Below are 18,343 nucleotides of genomic sequence, written 5' to 3' on the forward strand. Positions count from 1 at the left end.
GACCGGATGCGACCGAAGCCGGGACGCCAGAGACGGGGACCTGCCCCGCCGGGGCGGATCGGCGCGGCGGAAGCATCCGACCCCGGTTCGCACGAGAGACTTTCTGGAGGATATCGCCGCCGTGAAATATGTCAGTACCAGGGGCGAGGCGCCGGTTCTCGGGTTCTCCGACGTTCTTCTGACCGGACTTGCCGCGGATGGCGGTCTCTACGTTCCCCAGATCTGGCCGAAACTGTCGCGCGAGACCATCGCCGGCTTTGCCGGACGTCCCTACGCGGAAGTCGCCCAGGCCGTGATCGAGCCCTTCGTCGGCGACGACATCTCCCGCGAGGATCTTGCCGCGATGATCCGCGAGGCCTATGCGGGCTTTCGCCATCCGGCGGTGACACCCCTGGTGCAGGTCGCGCCGAACCGCTTCGTGCTGGAGCTGTTCCACGGCCCGACGCTCGCCTTCAAGGACGTGGCGATGCAGCTGCTCGGCCGGCTGATGGACCATGTGCTGACCGCCCGCGGCCAGCGCGCCACCATCGTCGGCGCCACCTCGGGCGACACGGGCGGCGCGGCGATCGAGGCCTTCCGCGGCCGCGAGCGCACCGATATCTTCGTGCTGTTCCCGGACGGGCGCGTGTCCGACGTGCAGCGGCGGCAGATGACGACGCCCACGGAAGCGAATGTGCACTCGCTGGCGCTCGCCGGCACGTTCGACGACTGCCAGACGATCCTCAAGGGCATGTTCACCCATGCCGCGTTCCGCGACCGGGTGCAGCTGGCCGGCGTCAACTCGATCAACTGGGCGCGCATCGTCGCGCAGGTGGTCTATTACTTCGTGGCCGGCGCCGCCCTCGGCGCGCCGCACCGCCCGATTTCCTTCACCGTGCCGACCGGCAATTTCGGCGATATCCTCGCCGGCTACGTCGCCGCGAAGATGGGCCTGCCGGTCGAGCGGCTGGTGATCGCCACCAACGCCAACGACATCCTCGCGCGCACGCTGGAAAGCGGCGCCTACGAGACCCGCGGCGTGGTGCCGACGATCTCGCCCTCGATGGACATCCAGATCTCGTCCAACTTCGAGCGGCTGCTGTTCGAGGTGCACGGACGCGACGGCGCCGAAATCCGCTCGCTGATGGCGCGGCTTTCGCAGTCCGGGCGCTTCGAGCTGGCGGCCGGGCCGCTCAAGGCGATCCGCGAGGGCTTCGACGCCGGGCGCTGCAACGAGGCGGAGACGGCGGCGACCATCGAGCGGACCCTGCGCGAGACCGGCTACCTGCTCGACCCGCACACGGCCATCGGCCTGCATGTCGCCGAGCAGCAGCCGGCAGGCGACGCGCCGATGGTGGTGCTGGCGACGGCGCATCCGGCGAAGTTCCCCGATGCGGTAGAGGCGGCCTGCGGCGTGCGCCCGGCCCTGCCGCCGGAGCTGGAGCCGATGATGAGCGCTCCGGAACGCTTCACCAAGGTGGCGGCCGAACGCGGCGAGGTCGAACGTCACATCCTCGATACAGCCCGCGCCGCCACGATGGAGGTGTCCTGATGCAGGTGCGGGTGACGAGGCTGGCCAACGGCCTCAGGGTCGTGACCGACACCATGCCGCATCTGCGCACCGCCGCGCTCGGCGTGTGGGTGGGAGCGGGCTCCCGCTCCGAGACGCCGGACCAGAACGGCATCACCCACCTGCTCGAGCACATGGCCTTCAAGGGCACGGCGACCCGCACGGCGCGCGAGATCGCCGAGGAGATCGAGGCGGTCGGCGGCGAGCTGAACGCCTCCACCAGCGTCGAGCACACCAACTATTATGCCCGCGTCCTGGCCGAGGACGTGCCGCTGGCGGTCGAGCTGATCGCCGACATCCTGCAGAATTCCAGCTTCGATGCGGAGGAGCTGGCGCGCGAGAAGCACGTGATCCTGCAGGAGATCGGCGCCGCGCACGACACGCCCGACGACAAGGTGTTCGACCAGTTCCAGGAAACGGCCTGGGCGCAACAGGCGATCGGCCGGCCGATCCTGGGCACCCGCGAGACGGTGATGTCCTTCACGCCGGAGGACCTGCGCGCCTATCTCGCCGAGCATTACCGGGCCGAGAACATGGTGCTGGCGGCCGCCGGCGCGGTCGATCACGACGCGGTGGTCAAGCTCGCCGAGGAGCATCTGGGCGGCCTGTCGGGCAAGCCGAGCATCGAGCCGGTCGCCGCCCGCTACACCGGCGGCAGCACGCTGCTGGAGCGCGAGCTGATGGAGGTCCAGCTGGTGCTGGGCTTCGAGGGCGTGCCCTACCGTGCGCCCGACTATTACTCGGTGCAGGTGCTGGCCTCGGTGATGGGCGGGGGCATGTCCTCGCGCCTGTTCCAGGAGATCCGCGAGACGCGCGGCCTGTGCTACGCGATCTACTCGTTCCACTGGGCGTTCCAGGACACGGGCCTGTTCGGCGTCCATGCGGCGACCGGCGAGGAGGACATCGCCGAGCTCTTTCCCGTGCTGGTCGACGAGCTCGGCCGCGCCTCGCAGGAGATCGTGCAGGCCGACCTCGATCGGTCCAAGGCGCAGATCCGTGCCGGGCTGATGATGTCGCTGGAAAGCCCGGCCGCCCGCGCCGGCCAGATCGCCCGCCAGCTGATGATCCATGGCGAGGTGCTGTCGCCGGAGGAGATCCAGAGCCGCGTCGACGCGGTGACGCTGGAAACCGTGCGTGCCGCCGCGGCCAAGGTCTTCGCCGGGGCGCCGACGCTCTCCGTCGTCGGCCCGAAGGCGGCAAGCCTGCCGCTGCCGCTGCCGCTGGATGCGGATGCGGTGGCCGAGCGGCTGGGCACTGCGGCGCCGGCGCGCGCCGTCGGCGCCTGAGACCGCACGGAGGCGGCAATGTCCTTGTTCCGGGCCTTCTCCGGCTCCGAGCCGGTCCGGACCCTGATCGCGGGGGAGGGGGAGAACGCCCTGCTGCTGCGCCAGCCGCAGCCGCAGGACCACGGCGAGTGGGCGGCGCTGCGGGAGGAAAGCCGCGCCTTCCTGCAGCCATGGGAGCCGCTCTGGGCGGCGGACGAGCTGTCCCGCGCCTCCTATCGCCGGCGGCTGCGCCGCTATGCGCGCGAGATGCGCGAGGACCGGGCCTACCCGTTCTTCCTGTTCCGCCTCGCCGACGGGGTTCTGGTGGGCGGGGCAACGCTGTCCAACATCCGCCGCGGCGTCGCGCAGGCCGCCTCGCTCGGCTACTGGATGGGCGCGCCGCATGCCGGGCGCGGCCATATGGGCCGGGCGGTGCAGGCGCTGCTGGGCTTCGCCTTTTCGGAACTGTCGCTGCACCGGGTCGAGGCGGCCTGTCTGCCGTACAATGTCGCCTCGCAACGGCTCCTTGAAAAAGCCGGCTTTTGCCGCGAGGGCTACGCCCGCCGCTACCTGCGCATCGCCGGGGAGTGGCAGGACCATGTGCTGTTCGCCCGCCTGGCCAGCGATACTGCCGCGCCCGAGGGCCTTGCCACCATTTCCGCCGCGAGCGTCGCCGTCTGGCAGGCGCAGGTTCCGGCGGACCCCGGCGCCGGTGCCGGCGCCGGAGAGAAAGAAATCTTGTGAGATGGGTTTGATGCCGATAAGTCTCCGGCACCTCGTGATGCGCGACGTGAAACGGACGAACCGCTTGCCCCTTATCAGGCTCCTTGTGCTCGCGCTGGCGGCGTGGCTGATCGCTCAGGCTCCGGCTGCGGCCGTCGAGGCCGTAGAAGTCCGTTCCTCCACCGATGCGCTCGACCTGACCAGTGCCGTCGACCTCTATCCCAACGAGGGCGCCAGCCTGCAGGTCTCCACCGCACCCGGCGCCGACGGCATCGTCCGCCGCATCGAGGTGAACTCGCGCGACGACACCAACACCAGCTGGGCTGTCTTCGCCCTGTCCAATCCCGGCGACGAGCAGATCGACCGGCTGATTGTCGCCCCGTTCTTCCAGCTCGTCGGCTCGCGGCTGATCTGGCCGGACCTTGGCGCCTCGCGCATCGCCTCGATCACACCGAGCCAGGGCATCGCCCCCGAACGGCAGTCGAGCCAGGAGGCGGACGTCTTCCTGATCACGCTCGATCCCGGCGCGGTGGTCACCTACGTGGTGGAGATGCGCACGCCCGGCCTGCCGCAGCTGCGCCTGTGGGAGCCGGACGTCTACAAGGACACGGTCAACGCCTACACGCTGTATCGCGGCATCATTCTCGGCATTTCCGGCCTTCTGGCCCTGTTCCTGACCATCCTCTTCGTGGTCAAGGGCACGATCATGTTTCCGGCGACGGCGGTGCTGGCCTGGTCGGTGCTGGCCTATCTGACCATCGACTTCGGGTTCTGGAACAAGGTCCTGCAGATCACGCCGGGCGAGGAACAGCTCTACCGCGCCTGCGCCGAGGTGGCGCTGGCGGCGAGCCTGATCATCTTCCTCTACGCCTATCTCAACCTCAACCGCTGGCACATCCGCTACAGCCACCTGGCGCTCGGCACCTTGATCCTGGTGCTCGGCCTGCTCGGCATCGCGGTCTGGGACCCGTCCGTCGCCGCCGGCATCGCCCGCATCTCGCTCGGCATCATCGGCGTGCTGGGCTTCGCCGTGATCGCGGCGCTGGCGCTGCAGGGCTACGACCGGGCCATCATGCTGGTGCCGACCTGGGTGCTGCTGCTCTCCTGGCTGGTGGGCGCGGCGATGACCGTGACCGGATCGCTGGCCAACGACATCGTCCAGCCGGCGCTCGCCGGCGGGCTGGTGCTGATCGTGCTTCTGATCGGCTTCACGGTGATGCAGCACGCCTTCGCGGGCGGTGCCATCGCGCAAGGCCTGATCTCCGACGTGGAGCGGCGGGCGCTGGCGCTGACCGGCTCCGGCGACATCATCTGGGACTGGGATGTCGACCGCGACCGCATCTCCACCGGCAACGAGGTGGAGGACCTGCTCGGCCTCAAGCAGGGCCTGCTGGAAGGACCGGCGCGCGACTGGCTCGACGTATTGCACCCGCAGGACCGCGACACGTTCCGCTCGACGCTCGACGCGGTGATCGACCAGCGCCGCGGACGCATCTCGCAGGCCTTCCGCCTGCGCGCCGACGACGGCCATTTCCGCTGGTTCCGCCTGCGCGCGCGGCCCATCGTCGGCTCCGACGGCGAGGTGATCCGCTGCGTCGGCACGCTGCTCGACATCACCGAGCAGAAGGTGACAGAGGAGCGGCTGCTGCACGATGCGGTGCACGACAACCTGACCGGCCTGCCGAACCGCGAGCTGTTCATGGACCGGTTGCAGGCGGCCATCGCCCGCTCGCGCGCAGAAAAGCTCGGCCGGCCTTCCGTGCTGATTATCGATCTCGACCGCTTCAAGCAGGTCAACGATTCCATCGGCCTGTCGGCGGGCGACAGCATCCTGCTGACCATCGCCAGGCGCGTCTCGCGCCAGCTGAAGCCGCAGGATTCGCTCTCGCGCCTGTCCGGCGACACCTATGCGCTGCTGCTTCTCTCCGAACAGTCGGCCGACCGCATCGCCGCCTTTGCCGACGCGGTGCGCCGCGCGGTGCGCTCGCCCATCACCTTCGGCGAGCGGGAAGTGTTTCTGACCTCCTCCGTCGGCATCGCCATCTACGAGACCGAAGGGTCCTCGGCAGCCGAGCTGATGCGCGAGGCGGACATGGCGATGAACCATGCCAAGCGGCTCGGCGGCGACCGGGTGGAGGTGTTCCGCCCGACGCTGCAGACCGGCACGCGCAGCCGCGCCGAGCTGGAGGGCGACCTGCGCAAGGCGCTGAAGACCGACGGCATCACCGTGTTCTACCAGCCCATCGTGCGCCTGGTGGACCGCTCCATCGCCGGCTTCGAGGTTCTGGCCCGCTGGAACCACCCGACGCGCGGAGCGATCTCGCCGGCCGAGTTCATCCCCATCGCCGAGCAGTCGGGCATCATCAACGAGTTGGGCCTGTTCGTGCTCGACAAGGGTGCGCGCCAGCTCGCCGATTGGCAGCAGAGCTTCCGCCTGCCGGTGCCGCTGTTCGCCAGCGTCAATATTTCTTCGCTGCAGCTGCTGCGCCACGACCTGATCAACGACGTGAAGTCGGTGCTGTCGCGCTCCTCCATCGCCCCGGGAACGCTCAAGCTGGAGCTGACGGAATCGGTGGTGATGGCCAATCCGGAATATTCGGCGCGGATGCTGGAGCGGCTGCGCGCGCTCGGCGCCGGCCTGTCGCTGGACGATTTCGGCACCGGCTATTCCAGCCTCAGCTACCTGCAGCGCTTCCGCTTCGACACGATCAAGGTCGACCAGTCCTTCGTGCGTCCGAACGGCCGCAGCGCCCGCCCCGTCATCCTGCGCTCGATCATCGCGCTCGGCCACGACCTCGGCATGCAGGTGGTGGCGGAAGGGGCGGAGAGCGAATCGGATTCGCTGGAGCTGCACCAGCTCGGCTGCGAATACGCGCAAGGCTTCCTGTTCGGCCAGCCGATGGAAGCCGCGCAGGCGACGAAGCTCCTGCAGGCGGAAATGGACGCCCTGCGGTCGTAAAATACGCGGGAAACTCTACTCCGGCGGCCGTTTGGAGCCGTTTTCTGCGCTTCCGGTGCTCACGTACCTGAATGTACGCTCCGCTCCGGTTCTCGAAAACAACACCAAACGGCCGCCGGAGCGAGTTTCCGGCCCGGTTGCGTCAGGCTGCGGGGGAAAAGCCGCGCCTACCTTTTCTTGAACGGTGCCATGCCCTTGCGGGCGAGCTCGTCGGCGCGCTCGTTGTCGTCGTGCCCGGCATGGCCCCTGACCCAGTGCCAGGTGACGTCATGGCGGCCGCGCGCCGCATCCAGCGCCTGCCACAGCTCGGCATTCTTCACCGGCTTCTTGTCGGCCGTCCGCCAGGCGTTGCGCTTCCAGTTGAACATCCACTTGGTGATGCCGTCGCGCACATAGGTGCTGTCGGTGTGCAGCTCGACCTTGCACGGCCGCTTGAGCGCGTTCAGCGCCTCGATCGCCGCCGTCAGCTCCATGCGGTTGTTGGTGGTCTGGGCCTCGCCGCCGCACAATTCGCGCTCGTGCGCGCCGAAGCGCAGGATCGCGCCCCAGCCGCCCGGTCCCGGATTGCCCGAGCACGCCCCGTCCGTGTGGATGACGACGTGCGCCTGCTCTGCCGTCTCGCTCACGGGGCCAGCCCGTAGTCGGAGGCGGTGGCGACGCCCTGGTGGAAGCGCAGCTTGCGCAGGTATTCGCGCGGGTCCTTCGGGGTCACCAGCGCGCCCGGCGGCACCCGCAGCCAGTCGTGCAGGCGGGTCAGCAGGAAGCGCAGGGCCGAGCCGCGCGCCAGCAGCGGCAGGGCGGCGAATTCCGCATCGGTGAAGCCGCGCACCTGGCGATAGCCGTTGAGCAGCGCCCGCGCCTTGGTGACGTTGAACGAGAGGTCCGGCTCGAAGCACCAGGCGTTGAGGCAGATGGCGACGTCATAGGCGAAGGCATCGTTGCAGGCGAAATAGAAGTCGATCAGCCCGGACAGGCGCTCGCCGATGAAGAAGACGTTGTCGGGAAAAAGATCTGCATGGATGACGCCGGAGGGAAGGCCGCTCGGCCAGCGGCTCTCCAGATGGTCGAGCTCGGCGGTCAGCTCGGCTGCGAGGCCCGGGACGACCGTGTCGGCCTGGTCGAGCGAGGCACCCAGCAGCGGCCGCCAGCTGTCCACCGACAGGGTGTTGGGGCGCCGGCCGGTGAAGTCGGCGCCGGCGAGATGGAAGCGGGCGAGCGCCTCGCCGAGCGCGGCGCAATGCTCGCGCTTGGGCCGGCGCACCCACATTCCGTCGAGGAACGAGATGATGGCGGCCGGGCGGCCGGCGAGCTCGCCCAGCATCGCGCCGGAGCGCGCGGCGACCGGCTGCGGGCAGGAAATGCCGCGCGCCGCCAGATGGCGCATCAGCTCCAGGAAGAACGGCAGGTCGGCCGGGTTCACCCGCTTCTCGTAGAGCGTCAGGATGAAATAGCCGCTCGTCGTGTGCAGCAGGAAGTTCGAGTTCTCGACGCCTTCGGCGATGCCCTTGAGGGCCAGCGTGTCGCCGATATCGTAAAGGGCGACGAAGGCCGCAAGGTCCTCGTCCGAGACGTCAGTGTAGACAGCCATGGGGTCGGGTTCGTTTTCCGGGCGTGAGAAGGGGTCAGGGCGAGAGCGGATTGCGCGCGTCCACAAGGATGCGCCCGCCGATGGCGACGAAGCAGGCGCCGGCCACGCGCTCGATCCAGTGCTGCAGGCCGGCAAAGCGGCGCAGCACCGGCGCGGACGACATGAACAGGCTGACCAGCGTGTACCACAGCGCGGCCGAGGCGACGACGAGCGCCACCATGGCGACGAGTACCCAGGTCGGCGTCGCCGCGCCGACCGAGGTGGCGAAGACGCTGGCGAACAGCACGATGGCCTTCGGATTGGTCATGGTGACGAGGAAGCCGAAGACCAGCGGATTGCGGCGCGGGGCGCGGGCGGCGGCGTCGAGCTCCAGTTCCTGCGGGCGGGCGAGGAGCAGCCGGAGGCCGAGCCAGGCGAGATAGAGCCCGCCGGCAACGCGCAGCACGACGGCAAGCCACTGGTACTGCACCAGCAGGGCGGACAGGCCGACGAGCGAGAGCGTCGCGTAGACGCCAAGGCCGAGCGAGACGCCGGCGGTGGTCAGCAGCCCGGCGCGGGCGCCATGCGCCATCGAGGACCGCACGACGGCGATGAAGTCCGGCCCCGGCAGCATCAGGGCCGGCAGGAAGATCGCGAAGACCGCGACGAAGACGCCAAGCCACTCCATCCGTTGTCCCCCGCTTGCGTATGGACTACTCGGCCGCCTCGCGCAGGGCGCGCGGCAGGTTGAAGGAAATCGTCTCCTCGGCCGTGCGCACGCTGTCGACGGTGACCTCGTAGCGCTCGGCAAAGGCGGCGATGATCTCCTCCACCAGCACCTCGGGCGCGGAGGCGCCGGCGGTGATGCCGAGGCGCGTGAGCGGCGGAAGCGTGTCCCAGGGGATGTCCGCGGCGCGCTGGACGAGGAGCGCGACCGGGCAGCCGGCGCGCTCGGCGACCTCGCGCAGGCGCTGCGAGTTCGACGAGTTCGGCGCGCCGACGACGATCAGCGCCTCGACGTCCGGGGCCACCGCCTTGACCGCTTCCTGACGGTTGGTGGTGGCGTAGCAGATGTCGTCCTTGTGCGGGGCGACGATGTCGGGGAAGCGGGCGGTCAGCACCTCGACGATCTGGGCGGTGTCGTCCACCGACAGCGTGGTCTGGGTGATCCAGGCGAGCGGCCGGTCGCCGGCCGGCTCGAAGCGCCTTGCGTCCTCCGCCGTCTCGACGAGGCGCACGGCGCCCTCGGGGAGCTGGCCCATCGTGCCGATGACTTCCGGGTGGCCGGCATGGCCGATCAGCACGATCTCGCGGCCGCGGCGGAAGTGGATCTCCGCTTCCTTGTGGACCTTGGAGACCAGCGGGCAGGTGGCGTCGAGATAGAACATGTTGCGCGCGCGCGCGTCCTCGGGCACCGACTTCGGCACGCCGTGCGCGGAGAACACCACCGGCCGGTCGTGATCGCCGTCCGGGATCTCGTCCAGCTCTTCGACGAAGACGGCGCCCTTGGACTTCAGGCTCTCGACGACGAACTTGTTGTGCACGATCTCGTGACGCACGTAGACCGGCGCGCCGAAGCGCTCGAGCGCCAGCTCGACGATCTGGACGGCACGGTCGACACCGGCGCAAAAGCCCCGCGGGGCGCAAAGCAGCACCTTGAGCGGCGGACGGTTTCCGGCGGAAGGGTCTGAAGCCAAGAGGGCCTCCTTGCAGTCGGCGTCGGCGGGGAGCCGCGACGCACGGGCTTTGCTGGCAATAGAGGTACGGGGGCAGGGCGTGTCAAGGGTAGCCGGCCAAGTCGTGAGGCGGGAAAGCGCCGCGCGCCCGCAGCGGCTCGCCAAGTGCCGGTCCGCCTGATATAGACGTTGCCCTGAACGAGTATGCGTCCTTGAGCAGAATTGGGAAGATTGGCATGCAGCACGCCGACTGGATCCGTCGCACGGGCCCGCTCGCCTCGCTCGCGCTCGGCCTTGCCGTCGCGGCCTGCGGTACGGATATCGCCGGGGTCAGCAACGATGTGGCCAAGACGGTGATCTCCGGCAACGCCGCCGACAAGTCGGTGGTCGAGGACATCAATCCCGAAAACTTCCGACAGGACGTTCCCTGTCCGCCGCTGGGGGTGGAGCCGGATCGCTACCTGGTGATGTCCTACGAACGGGGCAAGCAGGACGACCCGCAGGCGCTGCGCTACCAGGCGAGTATCGAGAAGTGGGCGCGCAAGTGCCAGCGCGGCGCCGACGGCGGCGTGGTGATGACCGTCGGCGTCTCCGGGCGCGTGACGCCGGGTCCGGCCTGGCCGGGCGGCGAGATCCTGCTCCCGCTGCGCGTATCGGTCACCGATACGGACGCAGACAAGGCCAAGCCGCAGGTTCGCCAGCTTTCCGTGCCCGTGACGCTGGGCGCGGGCGCGCCGGCCGAGCAGTGGGCGCTGGTGGAGGATGTCGCTCTTCCCCAGGGCGGTTCGTCCAAGGTGCAGATTGCGCTGGACGAGACGGGAAAACGGCGGCAATAGGAAGGGCATGTTGACAGTGCGACAGGCGCTGTCGACAATGCGACACGAATAACAGGCGGCGTGGACGTTGTGCGCCGCCGGCAGGGACCTGAAGACGGACGTCTTCGCGATCCTGCTTCAAGGACTTGCGGGAGAGATCGGCATCCCGGATGCCGGCGCCGAAGGAGCAACCGCCCCGGAAACTCTCAGGCAAAAGGACCGCAGGTCGAGCAACGCTCTGGAAAGCAGTCCGGACCGCCCTTCGGGTCGGGGCCGGGCTCACCGAAGGAGTAACCGCCTCACATACGGGCGCCGGTCACGGACCGGAGGCCGGGCGGGAAATCTCTCAGGTCGTCAGGACAGAGGGGGTGCGTGGATACGAAACCGTGTTCGCGTCACCAGACCCTCTAGCGCCAGGACGACCACATGGCCGATCACGCCGACGGACCTCTGCTTTCGACGCCCCTGACGGACCTGCACCGCGAGCTCGGTGCGCGTCTCGTGCCGTTCGCCGGCTACGAGATGCCGGTCCAGTATCCCGCCGGCATCATCGCCGAGCACAGCCATACCCGCGAGAAGGCCGGTCTCTTCGACGTGTCGCATATGGGCCAGGCCTGGCTGATCGGCCCGGACCACGAGACGACGGCCCGCGCGCTCGAGGCGATGGTTCCTTCCGACGTCGCCGTGCTGAAGCCCGGCCGCCAGCGCTACACCGTGCTGTTGAACGCCGAGGGCGGCATCGTCGACGACCTGATGGTCTCGCGGCCGCAGGGCGCGGAGAACGACGGCCGGCTGTTCCTGGTCGTCAACGCCTCGCGCAAGGCGGTCGACTACGAACTGATCAAGGCGAACCTCCCCGACAACGTGAAGCTGGAGCCCGTCGAGGACCGCGCGCTGATCGCGCTGCAGGGCCCGATGGCGGCCGAGGTGATGGCCGCCCATGCGCCGGCCGCCGCGGACATGGCCTTCATGGGCGTCGCCGAGATGGAATTCGACGGCATCGCCGTCTACGTGTCGCGCTCCGGCTATACCGGCGAGGACGGCTACGAGATCTCAGTGCCGGCGGGCGCTGCCGAGCCGCTGGCCCGCGCCCTGCTCGCCGACGAGCGCGTCGCCCCCATCGGCCTCGGCGCCCGCGATTCGCTGCGCCTCGAAGCCGGGCTCTGCCTCTATGGCCACGACCTCGACGAGACCACCTCGCCGGTCGAGGGCGCGATCACCTTCGTGCTGCAGAAGCGCAGGAAGGACGAAGCCGATTTCCCGGGCGCCGCCCGCATCCTTTCCGAACTGGCGGAGGGACCCTCGCGCGTGCGCGTCGGCCTGACGCTCGCCGGCCGTGCCCCGGCCCGCGAGGGCGCGGAAATCCGGGCGGCCGACGGCAGCGTCATCGGCGTTCTCACCTCGGGCGGCTTCGCGCCGACGCTGGGTGCCCCCATCGCCATGGGCTATGTCGACCCGGCCCATGCGGGTGTCGGCACGCCGGTGAAGCTGGTGGTGCGCGGCCGCGAACTCGAGGCGAGCATCGCCGACATGCCGTTCGTTCCCCAGCGCTACCACCGCAAGCCGTCGGCCTGACGGCCTCTTAATCCCATCGTTCCAGACAACCTGAAGCGGCCTGAAGGCCTTCCGGAGGACAAGTGAAATGAGCACCCGCTACACCGAAGACCACGAGTGGATCACCGTCGAGGGCGACGTCGCCACAGTCGGCATCACCGACTATGCCCAGCAGCAGCTCGGCGACGTCGTGTTCGTCGAACTGCCCGAGGTCGGCCGCAAGGTCTCCAAGGGCGACGAGGCGGCGGTCGTGGAGAGCGTCAAGGCGGCGTCCGAGGTCTATGCCCCGCTCGACGGCGAGATCGTCGAGGCCAACGGCGTGCTGGCCGACGAGCCGGGCAAGGTGAACGAGGACCCGGAAGGCGCGGCCTGGTTCGTCAAGATCCGTCTCGCCGACATCTCGCAGATCGACAGCCTGATGGACGAGGCTGCCTACAAGGCCTTTGTCGAGGGAATCTGACCCGATGGCACGGCATCTCTACCGGGCCGATGTGAGCTGGCGGCGGCAGGGCGACTTCGCCGCCAACGCCTATAGCCGCGGCCATGACTGGTCCTTCGACGGCGGCATCACCGTGCCGGCCTCGGCCTCACCGAGCGTCGTGCCGCTGCCCAACTCCGTCGAGGCGGCCATCGACCCGGAAGAGGCCTTCGTGGCGGCGATCTCCAGCTGCCACATGCTGTGGTTCCTCGACCTTGCCCGCCGCGACGGGCTGGTGGTCGAGAGCTACCGCGACGCGGCCGAGGGTACCATGGAGCGGGTCGCGCCCGGCAAGATGGCCGTGACCCGCGTTACGCTGCGCCCGCAGATCGTGCTGGCCGGCGACACGCTGCCCGAGCCGGGCCGGATCGACGCCCTGCATCACCAGGCCCACGAGGCCTGCTTCATCGCCAATTCCGTGAAAAGCGAGATCGTGGTCGAGGCCTCCCCCGCCACGCTTGCCGACAACTCCCAAGGAGCGTGACATGCGCTATCTGCCGCTGTCCGATACCGATCGTGCCGACATGCTGGCGCGCGTCGGCATTTCGGACATCGACGAGATCTTCGTCGACATCCCGAAAAGCGCCCGCATCGACGGGCTGCTGGACCTGCCGCGCCGCCAGAGCGAGTTCGCCGTCGAGCGCGACCTGACGCGCATGGCCGGAAAGAACGTCGCCGCCTCCTCGGTGCCGTTCTTCGTCGGTGCCGGCGCCTACAAGCACCATGTGCCGGCCAGCGTCGACCACCTGATCCAGCGCTCCGAGTTCCTCACCTCCTACACGCCGTACCAGCCGGAGGTGACGCAGGGCACGCTGCAATATCTCTTCGAGTTCCAGACCCAGGTGGCCGCGCTCACCGGCATGGAGGTCGCCAACGCCTCCATGTATGACGGCTCGACCGGCACGGCCGAGGCCGTGCTGATGGCGCACCGGGTGACCCGCCGCAACAAGGCGGTGCTGTCCGGCGGGTTGCACCCGCACTACCGGCAGGTGGTCGAGGGCCTGAGCGCGATGGCCGGCGACCGGGTCGAGGCCCTGCCGGCCGACCCCGCAGGCACCGAGGACATTCTCGCCGCCATCGACGACGAGACCTCCTGCGTGGTGGTGCAGTCGCCGTCCTTCTACGGCCAGCTGATCGACCTGAAGCCGATCGCCGAGAAGGCGCATGCCCATGGCGCGCTCTTGATCGCCGTCTTCACCGAGGTGGTGTCGCTGGGCCTGATCGAGGCGCCGGGCGAGCAGGGCGCCGACATCGTCGTCGGCGAGGGCCAGTCCATCGGCAACGGCCTCAACTTCGGCGGTCCTTACGTCGGCCTCTTCGCGACGCGCCAGAAGTTCATCCGCCAGATGCCGGGGCGCCTGTGCGGCGAGACGGTCGATGCCAACGGCAAGCGCGGCTTCGTGCTGACGCTCTCGACCCGCGAGCAGCACATCCGCCGCGACAAGGCGACCTCGAACATCTGCACCAATTCAGGGCTTTGCTGCCTCGCCTTCACCATCCACATGACGCTGCTCGGCGGCAACGGACTGGCGAAACTTGCCCGCATCAACCACGCCAACGCGGTGAAGCTGAAGGGCGCGCTGGAAGGCGTTGCCGGCGTCAAGGTCCTCAACGACGCCTTCTTCAACGAGTTCACCGTCAAGCTGCCGAAGCCGGCGGCCGAGGTGGTCGAGGCGCTCGCCGAAAAGGGCGTGCTCGGCGGCGTGCCGGTGTCGCGGCTGGAGCCGGGCAAGAGTGACCTCTCCGACCTGCTGCTCGTGGCATCGAGCGAAGTCAATTCCGACGAGGACCGCGCGGCCTTCGTCGCGGCACTGAAGGAGGTGCTGGCATGAGCATGAACACTCAGGGACGTCCGTCCGCCCCTAGCGAGACGGCGATCACCAGCGAGCGTGCGACCTTCACCGGCAACAAGGCGCTGGCCATGGAAGAGCCGTTGCTCTTCGAGATCGGCCGCATGGACGTGTGCGGCGTCGACCTCGACGAGGCGGAGGACTTTGCGCCGGCGCTGGGCGGCCACGCCCGCAAGGCGGTGCCGGACCTGCCGGCGCTGACCGAGCCGGAGACCATGCGCCACTATGTGCGCCTGTCGTCCAAGAACTACGCCATCGACGCGGGCCTCTACCCGCTCGGCTCCTGCACGATGAAGCACAACCCGCGCCTCAACGAGAAGATGGCGCGCCTGCCGGGCTTCGGCGACGTGCATCCGCTGCAGCCGCTGTCGACGGTGCCGGGCGCGGTCGAACTGATCGCTGAGCTGGCGCACTGGCTGGTCACCATGACCGGCATGAGCGCGGTGGCGATGAGCCCGAAGGCCGGCGCCCATGGCGAATTGTGCGGCATGATGGCGATCAAGGCGGCGCATCAGGCGGCCGGGCGCGACCCGAAGATCGTCCTGGTGCCGGAATCGGCCCATGGCACCAACCCGGCGACGGCCGCGCTGCTCGGCTACAAGGTGGTCTCCATCGAGGCGCGCGAGGACGGCACGGTGGATCCGGCGGCGGTCAAGGCGCGCATCAAGGAGCATGAGGGCGACATCGCCGGCATCATGCTGACCAACCCCAACACCTGCGGCCTGTTCGAGCGCGACATCATCGCCATCGCCGAGGCGATCCACGCCGCGGACGGCTATTTCTACTGCGACGGCGCGAACTTCAACGCCATCGTCGGCAAGGCCCGTCCGGGCGACCTCGGCGTCGACGCCATGCACATCAACCTGCACAAGACCTTCTCCACCCCGCATGGCGGCGGCGGTCCGGGTGCAGGTCCCGTGGTGCTGTCGGAGCGCCTGGCGCCGTTCGCCCCGCTGCCCTTCCTGCGCAAGGTCGAGGGCGGGACGCAGTGGGTGGAAACGGACGCGGAGCTCAAGGACGGCGAGCAGCCCTTCGGCCGCATGACCGCCTTCCACGGCCAGATGGGCATGTATGTGCGCGCGCTCGCCTATATGAAGAGCCACGGCGCCGACGGCTTGAAGCAGGCGTCCGAGGACGCGGTGCTCAACGCCAACTATGTGCGCGTCGGGTTGCAGGACCTGATGAGCCTGCCGTTCGGCCAGCGCTGGTGCATGCACGAGGTGCTGTTCGACGACAGCTTCCTCAAGGAGACCGGCGTCACCACGCTCGACTTCGCCAAGGCGATGATCGACGAGGGCTACCACCCGATGACCATGTATTTCCCGCTGGTCGTCCACGGCGCGATGCTGATCGAGCCGACGGAATCGGAAAGCCGCTCCTCGCTCGACCTGTTCATCGCCACCATGCGCGACCTGGTGATGAGCGCGCAGAAGGGCGAGACGGACCGCTTCAAGGGGGCGCCGTTCCACGCTCCGCGCGGCCGTCTGGACGAGACGCGGGCGGCGCGCAACCCGGTGCTCAAGTGGGAGCGTCCGGCAGCCCAGGCGGTGCAGCCGCAGGCCGCGGAGTAATCCGCAGGGTACGCCTGCTCAACGATATGAACGCCCGGCCCCGTGCCGGGCGTTTTCGTTTGGGGAGTGGGGCGTGGCATCCTCTCGGCTGTCACGCCTGCGCAGGCAGGCGTCCAGTATCCGCTGGTCTGCGTGGTGACGCACCGGCCTCAGCCGGGCTTGGGGGGGGCTCCGAGGACTGTGCCGCCCGTCCCGTGGTTACTGGTTCCCGGTCTCCGGCTGCGCCGGAACCGGGACGACACCCTGCGTGTGCGGCGTGGGCGAGTGGATCGCAGGTTGGGGCGGCACTGCGGATCGCAGGGAGGACATCGCCGCCCGATCCGGCGTTGCCGCATTGACCTTGCGCCCCATCTTGCAGCATGAGGCGGGGCGGAAACATCCGACGAAACGTCAGGAGCAATGGTGTGATGGACGATCTCGACAGGCGGCAGGGGCTGTCCGAGGAGCTGCTGTACCTTTTGCGCCGCCATCCGCGCGAGGGCTGGGGCGAGAATGCGGATCTCGGCGATCTCGCCCGCTTCTGGCTGACCCGCCATGATGGGTTCCGCCAGCTGGGCGGGGCGCTGACCGATGCGCTGACGCGGTTTCGCGAGGGAGAGGTGGAGGCGATGCAGTTCGGCGGCTATTTCGCGCCGCGCCTGCAGCACTTCCTGACCGAGCTGCACCATCACCACATGATCGAGGACCAGCACTATTTCCCGGTCTTCGCGGCGGCCGAGACGCGGCTGGCGCGCGGCTTCGACATCCTGGAAAACGATCACGAGCTGATCCACGAGCGCATCGGCCGGGTGATCGCCAGCGCCAACGGCTTGCTGGGCCTGCTGGAGGGCGGCGACAGGGACCGCATCCGCCGGGCGGCGGATACCTATGCCGCCGACAGCGACCTGCTGGTGAACGGCTTGCTGCGGCATCTCGACGACGAGGAAGACCTGATCGTGCCCTTGATGATCGAGCGCGGCGAGAGGGACCTCGGCGTCTCCTGAAGGCAGGTGCCGCACGCGGAACCGCCCCCGCCGGAGTGTCCGGTCGGAGGCGGCCCATCGCGCGGGGAAGCGCTTCTCGGGAACGGGTGGACGCCGGAGGAGATTGCCTCAGGCGGCCTTGTTGGCGCGCAGCGTCTCGCGCAGCGCGTCGATGGGCTTGAGCTTGCCGGCATCCTCGTAGTGCCAGTAGGTCCAGCCGTTGCACGCTTCCAGACCCTGCACCAGCGCGCCGACCTTGTGGATCGAGCCGCTATGGTCACCGCTGGCAAGCGAGCCGTCGGCACGCACGGTGGCGCGCTTACGGCCCTTGGCGCAGGTGAGCTCCGTGCCCGGCGCCAGCAGGCCGGCCTCCAGCAGGTTGCCGAAGGGAATGCGCGGGGCGGCGCGCTTGCCCTGGCTGATCGCCAGCGCCGCGCCGTCGGCCGGCGTCACCGCATCGATGCGGGCCCTGGCGGCGTCGATATAGTCCTGCTCGCGCTCGACGCCGACGAAATGACGGCCGAGCCGCTTGGCGACCGCACCGGTGGTGCCGGTGCCGAAGAAGGGATCGAGCACCACGTCGCCCGGATTGCTGGAAGCAAGCAACACCCGGTAGAGCAGGCTTTCCGGCTTCTGGGTCGGATGCACCTTCTGCCCCGAACCATCCTTCAGCCGCTCGCTGCCCGTGCAGATCGGCAGGTTCCAGTCGGACCGCATCTGCAGGTCGTCGTTGAACGTCTTCAGGGCTTCGTAGTTGAACGTGTATTTCGCGTCCTTCGACTTCGACGCCCAGATCATCGTCTCGTGGGCATTGGTGAAGCGCTTGCCGCGGAAGTTCGGCATCGGGTTCGACTTCAGCCACACGACGTCGTTGAGGATCCAGAAGCCGAGATCCTGCAGGATCGCGCCGACGCGGAAGATGTTGTGATAGGAGCCGATGACCCACAGGCCGCCGTCCGGCTTCAGCACGCGGCGCACGGCCATCAGCCAGGCACGGGTGAAGGCGTCGTAAGCCTCGAAACTGTCGAACTGGTCCCAGTGGTCGTCGCAGGCGTCGACCCGCGACTGGTCCGGGCGGTGAAGATCGCCGCCCAGCTGGAGATTGTAGGGGGGGTCGGCGAAGACGAGATCCACCGACGCCCGCGGCAGACGCTCGAGAGCGGCCACGCAATCGCCCTTGATGATCGTATCCAGCCAATCGGCGCCGGGGGCAGCGCTGGAGGCGGTCGAACGGGCTCGGAAGGAGTGGGGTGCCTCGGTGGGCACCCCGATACGCTGTACACTCATTGCGACGCAGAACCTCACGCAATTACGAGCATCATGGTTACCGGGCTTGGTAAATCGGGAGTTAAGGCGCCGGAGAAAAAACGCCTT

At 68.7% G+C, this 18,343-nt stretch carries 16 protein-coding genes and 1 riboswitch; of the genes, 11 read left to right on the top strand and 5 right to left on the bottom strand.

All coding sequences use genetic code 11. The features are described from left to right. Window positions 1–121 precede the first annotated feature (121 nt). Genes thrC through MNI96_RS11595 form a run of 4 tightly spaced genes read left to right on the top strand, consistent with a single transcriptional unit; the run spans window position 122 to window position 6,496 of the window. Complete coding sequence (gene thrC / locus MNI96_RS11580; protein ID WP_249693250.1) at window positions 122–1,531, top strand: threonine synthase; 1,410 nt, start codon at window positions 122–124, stop codon at window positions 1,529–1,531. Continuing rightward, window positions 1,531–2,835 carry a M16 family metallopeptidase gene (locus MNI96_RS11585; RefSeq protein ID WP_249693251.1) on the top strand — a complete coding sequence of 435 codons (1,305 nt, stop codon included), beginning with the start codon at window positions 1,531–1,533 and terminating at the stop codon, window positions 2,833–2,835. The genes thrC and MNI96_RS11585 overlap by 1 nt, the downstream gene beginning before the upstream one ends. Window positions 2,836–2,853: 18 nt before the next feature. Continuing rightward, the gene (locus MNI96_RS11590) at window positions 2,854–3,558 is read left to right on the top strand and encodes a GNAT family N-acetyltransferase (protein WP_249693254.1); all 705 of its coding nucleotides are present in this window, start codon (window positions 2,854–2,856) and stop codon (window positions 3,556–3,558) included. Between the two features lie 37 nt (window positions 3,559–3,595). Beyond that, on the top strand, window positions 3,596–6,496 hold the full coding sequence (locus tag MNI96_RS11595) for an EAL domain-containing protein (protein ID WP_502960334.1): 2,901 nt from the start codon (window positions 3,596–3,598) through the stop codon (window positions 6,494–6,496). Window positions 6,497–6,663: 167 nt separating this feature from the next. On the opposite strand, the gene rnhA is transcribed toward MNI96_RS11595, so the two are convergent. From rnhA to ispH, 4 genes are read right to left on the bottom strand one after another with little or no spacing between them, the layout of a single operon-like run. After that, window positions 6,664–7,122, bottom strand: coding sequence for a ribonuclease HI (gene rnhA / locus MNI96_RS11600; RefSeq protein ID WP_249693258.1), 459 nt, complete (start codon window positions 7,120–7,122; stop codon window positions 6,664–6,666). Then, window positions 7,119–8,084, bottom strand: a complete 966-nt coding sequence (thrB, locus tag MNI96_RS11605; protein ID WP_249693259.1) for a homoserine kinase — start codon at window positions 8,082–8,084, stop codon at window positions 7,119–7,121. Before thrB ends, rnhA begins: the two co-directional genes overlap by 4 nt. A gap of 34 nt (window positions 8,085–8,118) precedes the next feature. Beyond that, window positions 8,119–8,751, bottom strand: a complete 633-nt coding sequence (locus MNI96_RS11610) for a LysE family translocator (protein ID WP_249693261.1) — start codon at window positions 8,749–8,751, stop codon at window positions 8,119–8,121. Between the two features lie 25 nt (window positions 8,752–8,776). Continuing rightward, the gene (gene ispH / locus MNI96_RS11615; protein WP_249693263.1) at window positions 8,777–9,760 is read right to left on the bottom strand and encodes a 4-hydroxy-3-methylbut-2-enyl diphosphate reductase; all 984 of its coding nucleotides are present in this window, start codon (window positions 9,758–9,760) and stop codon (window positions 8,777–8,779) included. Window positions 9,761–9,975: 215 nt separating this feature from the next. Between ispH and MNI96_RS11620 the strand changes: the two genes are divergently transcribed. From MNI96_RS11620 to MNI96_RS11650, 7 genes are all read left to right on the top strand, one after another. Next, window positions 9,976–10,575: a hypothetical protein gene (locus tag MNI96_RS11620; RefSeq protein WP_249693264.1), complete on the top strand. Its 600-nt coding sequence runs from the start codon at window positions 9,976–9,978 to the stop codon at window positions 10,573–10,575. Window positions 10,576–10,693: 118 nt separating this feature from the next. After that, window positions 10,694–10,786, top strand: a riboswitch (glycine riboswitch). A 194-nt stretch (window positions 10,787–10,980) separates the two neighbouring features. Then, entirely contained in the window at window positions 10,981–12,129 is a 1,149-nt protein-coding gene (gene gcvT / locus MNI96_RS11625) for a glycine cleavage system aminomethyltransferase GcvT (RefSeq protein ID WP_249693266.1), read from the top strand. A 67-nt stretch (window positions 12,130–12,196) separates the two neighbouring features. After that, complete coding sequence (gene gcvH, locus MNI96_RS11630) at window positions 12,197–12,568, top strand: glycine cleavage system protein GcvH (RefSeq protein WP_249693269.1); 372 nt, start codon at window positions 12,197–12,199, stop codon at window positions 12,566–12,568. Between the two features lie 4 nt (window positions 12,569–12,572). Continuing rightward, the gene (locus tag MNI96_RS11635) at window positions 12,573–13,070 is read left to right on the top strand and encodes an OsmC family protein (RefSeq protein WP_067220686.1); all 498 of its coding nucleotides are present in this window, start codon (window positions 12,573–12,575) and stop codon (window positions 13,068–13,070) included. Window position 13,071: 1 nt separating this feature from the next. Then, window positions 13,072–14,418 carry an aminomethyl-transferring glycine dehydrogenase subunit GcvPA gene (gcvPA, locus tag MNI96_RS11640; protein WP_249693270.1) on the top strand — a complete coding sequence of 449 codons (1,347 nt, stop codon included), beginning with the start codon at window positions 13,072–13,074 and terminating at the stop codon, window positions 14,416–14,418. Beyond that, a complete protein-coding gene (gene gcvPB / locus MNI96_RS11645) occupies window positions 14,415–16,007 on the top strand; it encodes an aminomethyl-transferring glycine dehydrogenase subunit GcvPB (protein WP_249693272.1) in 1,593 nt (530 codons plus the stop codon). The genes gcvPA and gcvPB overlap by 4 nt, the downstream gene beginning before the upstream one ends. Window positions 16,008–16,414: 407 nt before the next feature. Continuing rightward, complete coding sequence (locus MNI96_RS11650) at window positions 16,415–16,990, top strand: hemerythrin domain-containing protein (protein WP_249693274.1); 576 nt, start codon at window positions 16,415–16,417, stop codon at window positions 16,988–16,990. Between the two features lie 108 nt (window positions 16,991–17,098). On the opposite strand, the gene MNI96_RS11655 is transcribed toward MNI96_RS11650, so the two are convergent. Further along, window positions 17,099–18,256, bottom strand: coding sequence for a site-specific DNA-methyltransferase (locus MNI96_RS11655; protein ID WP_249693276.1), 1,158 nt, complete (start codon window positions 18,254–18,256; stop codon window positions 17,099–17,101). Window positions 18,257–18,343: the final 87 nt, after the last annotated feature.

Source organism: Stappia sp. WLB 29 (assembly GCF_023507705.1).
Taxonomy (GTDB): domain Bacteria; phylum Pseudomonadota; class Alphaproteobacteria; order Rhizobiales; family Stappiaceae; genus Stappia.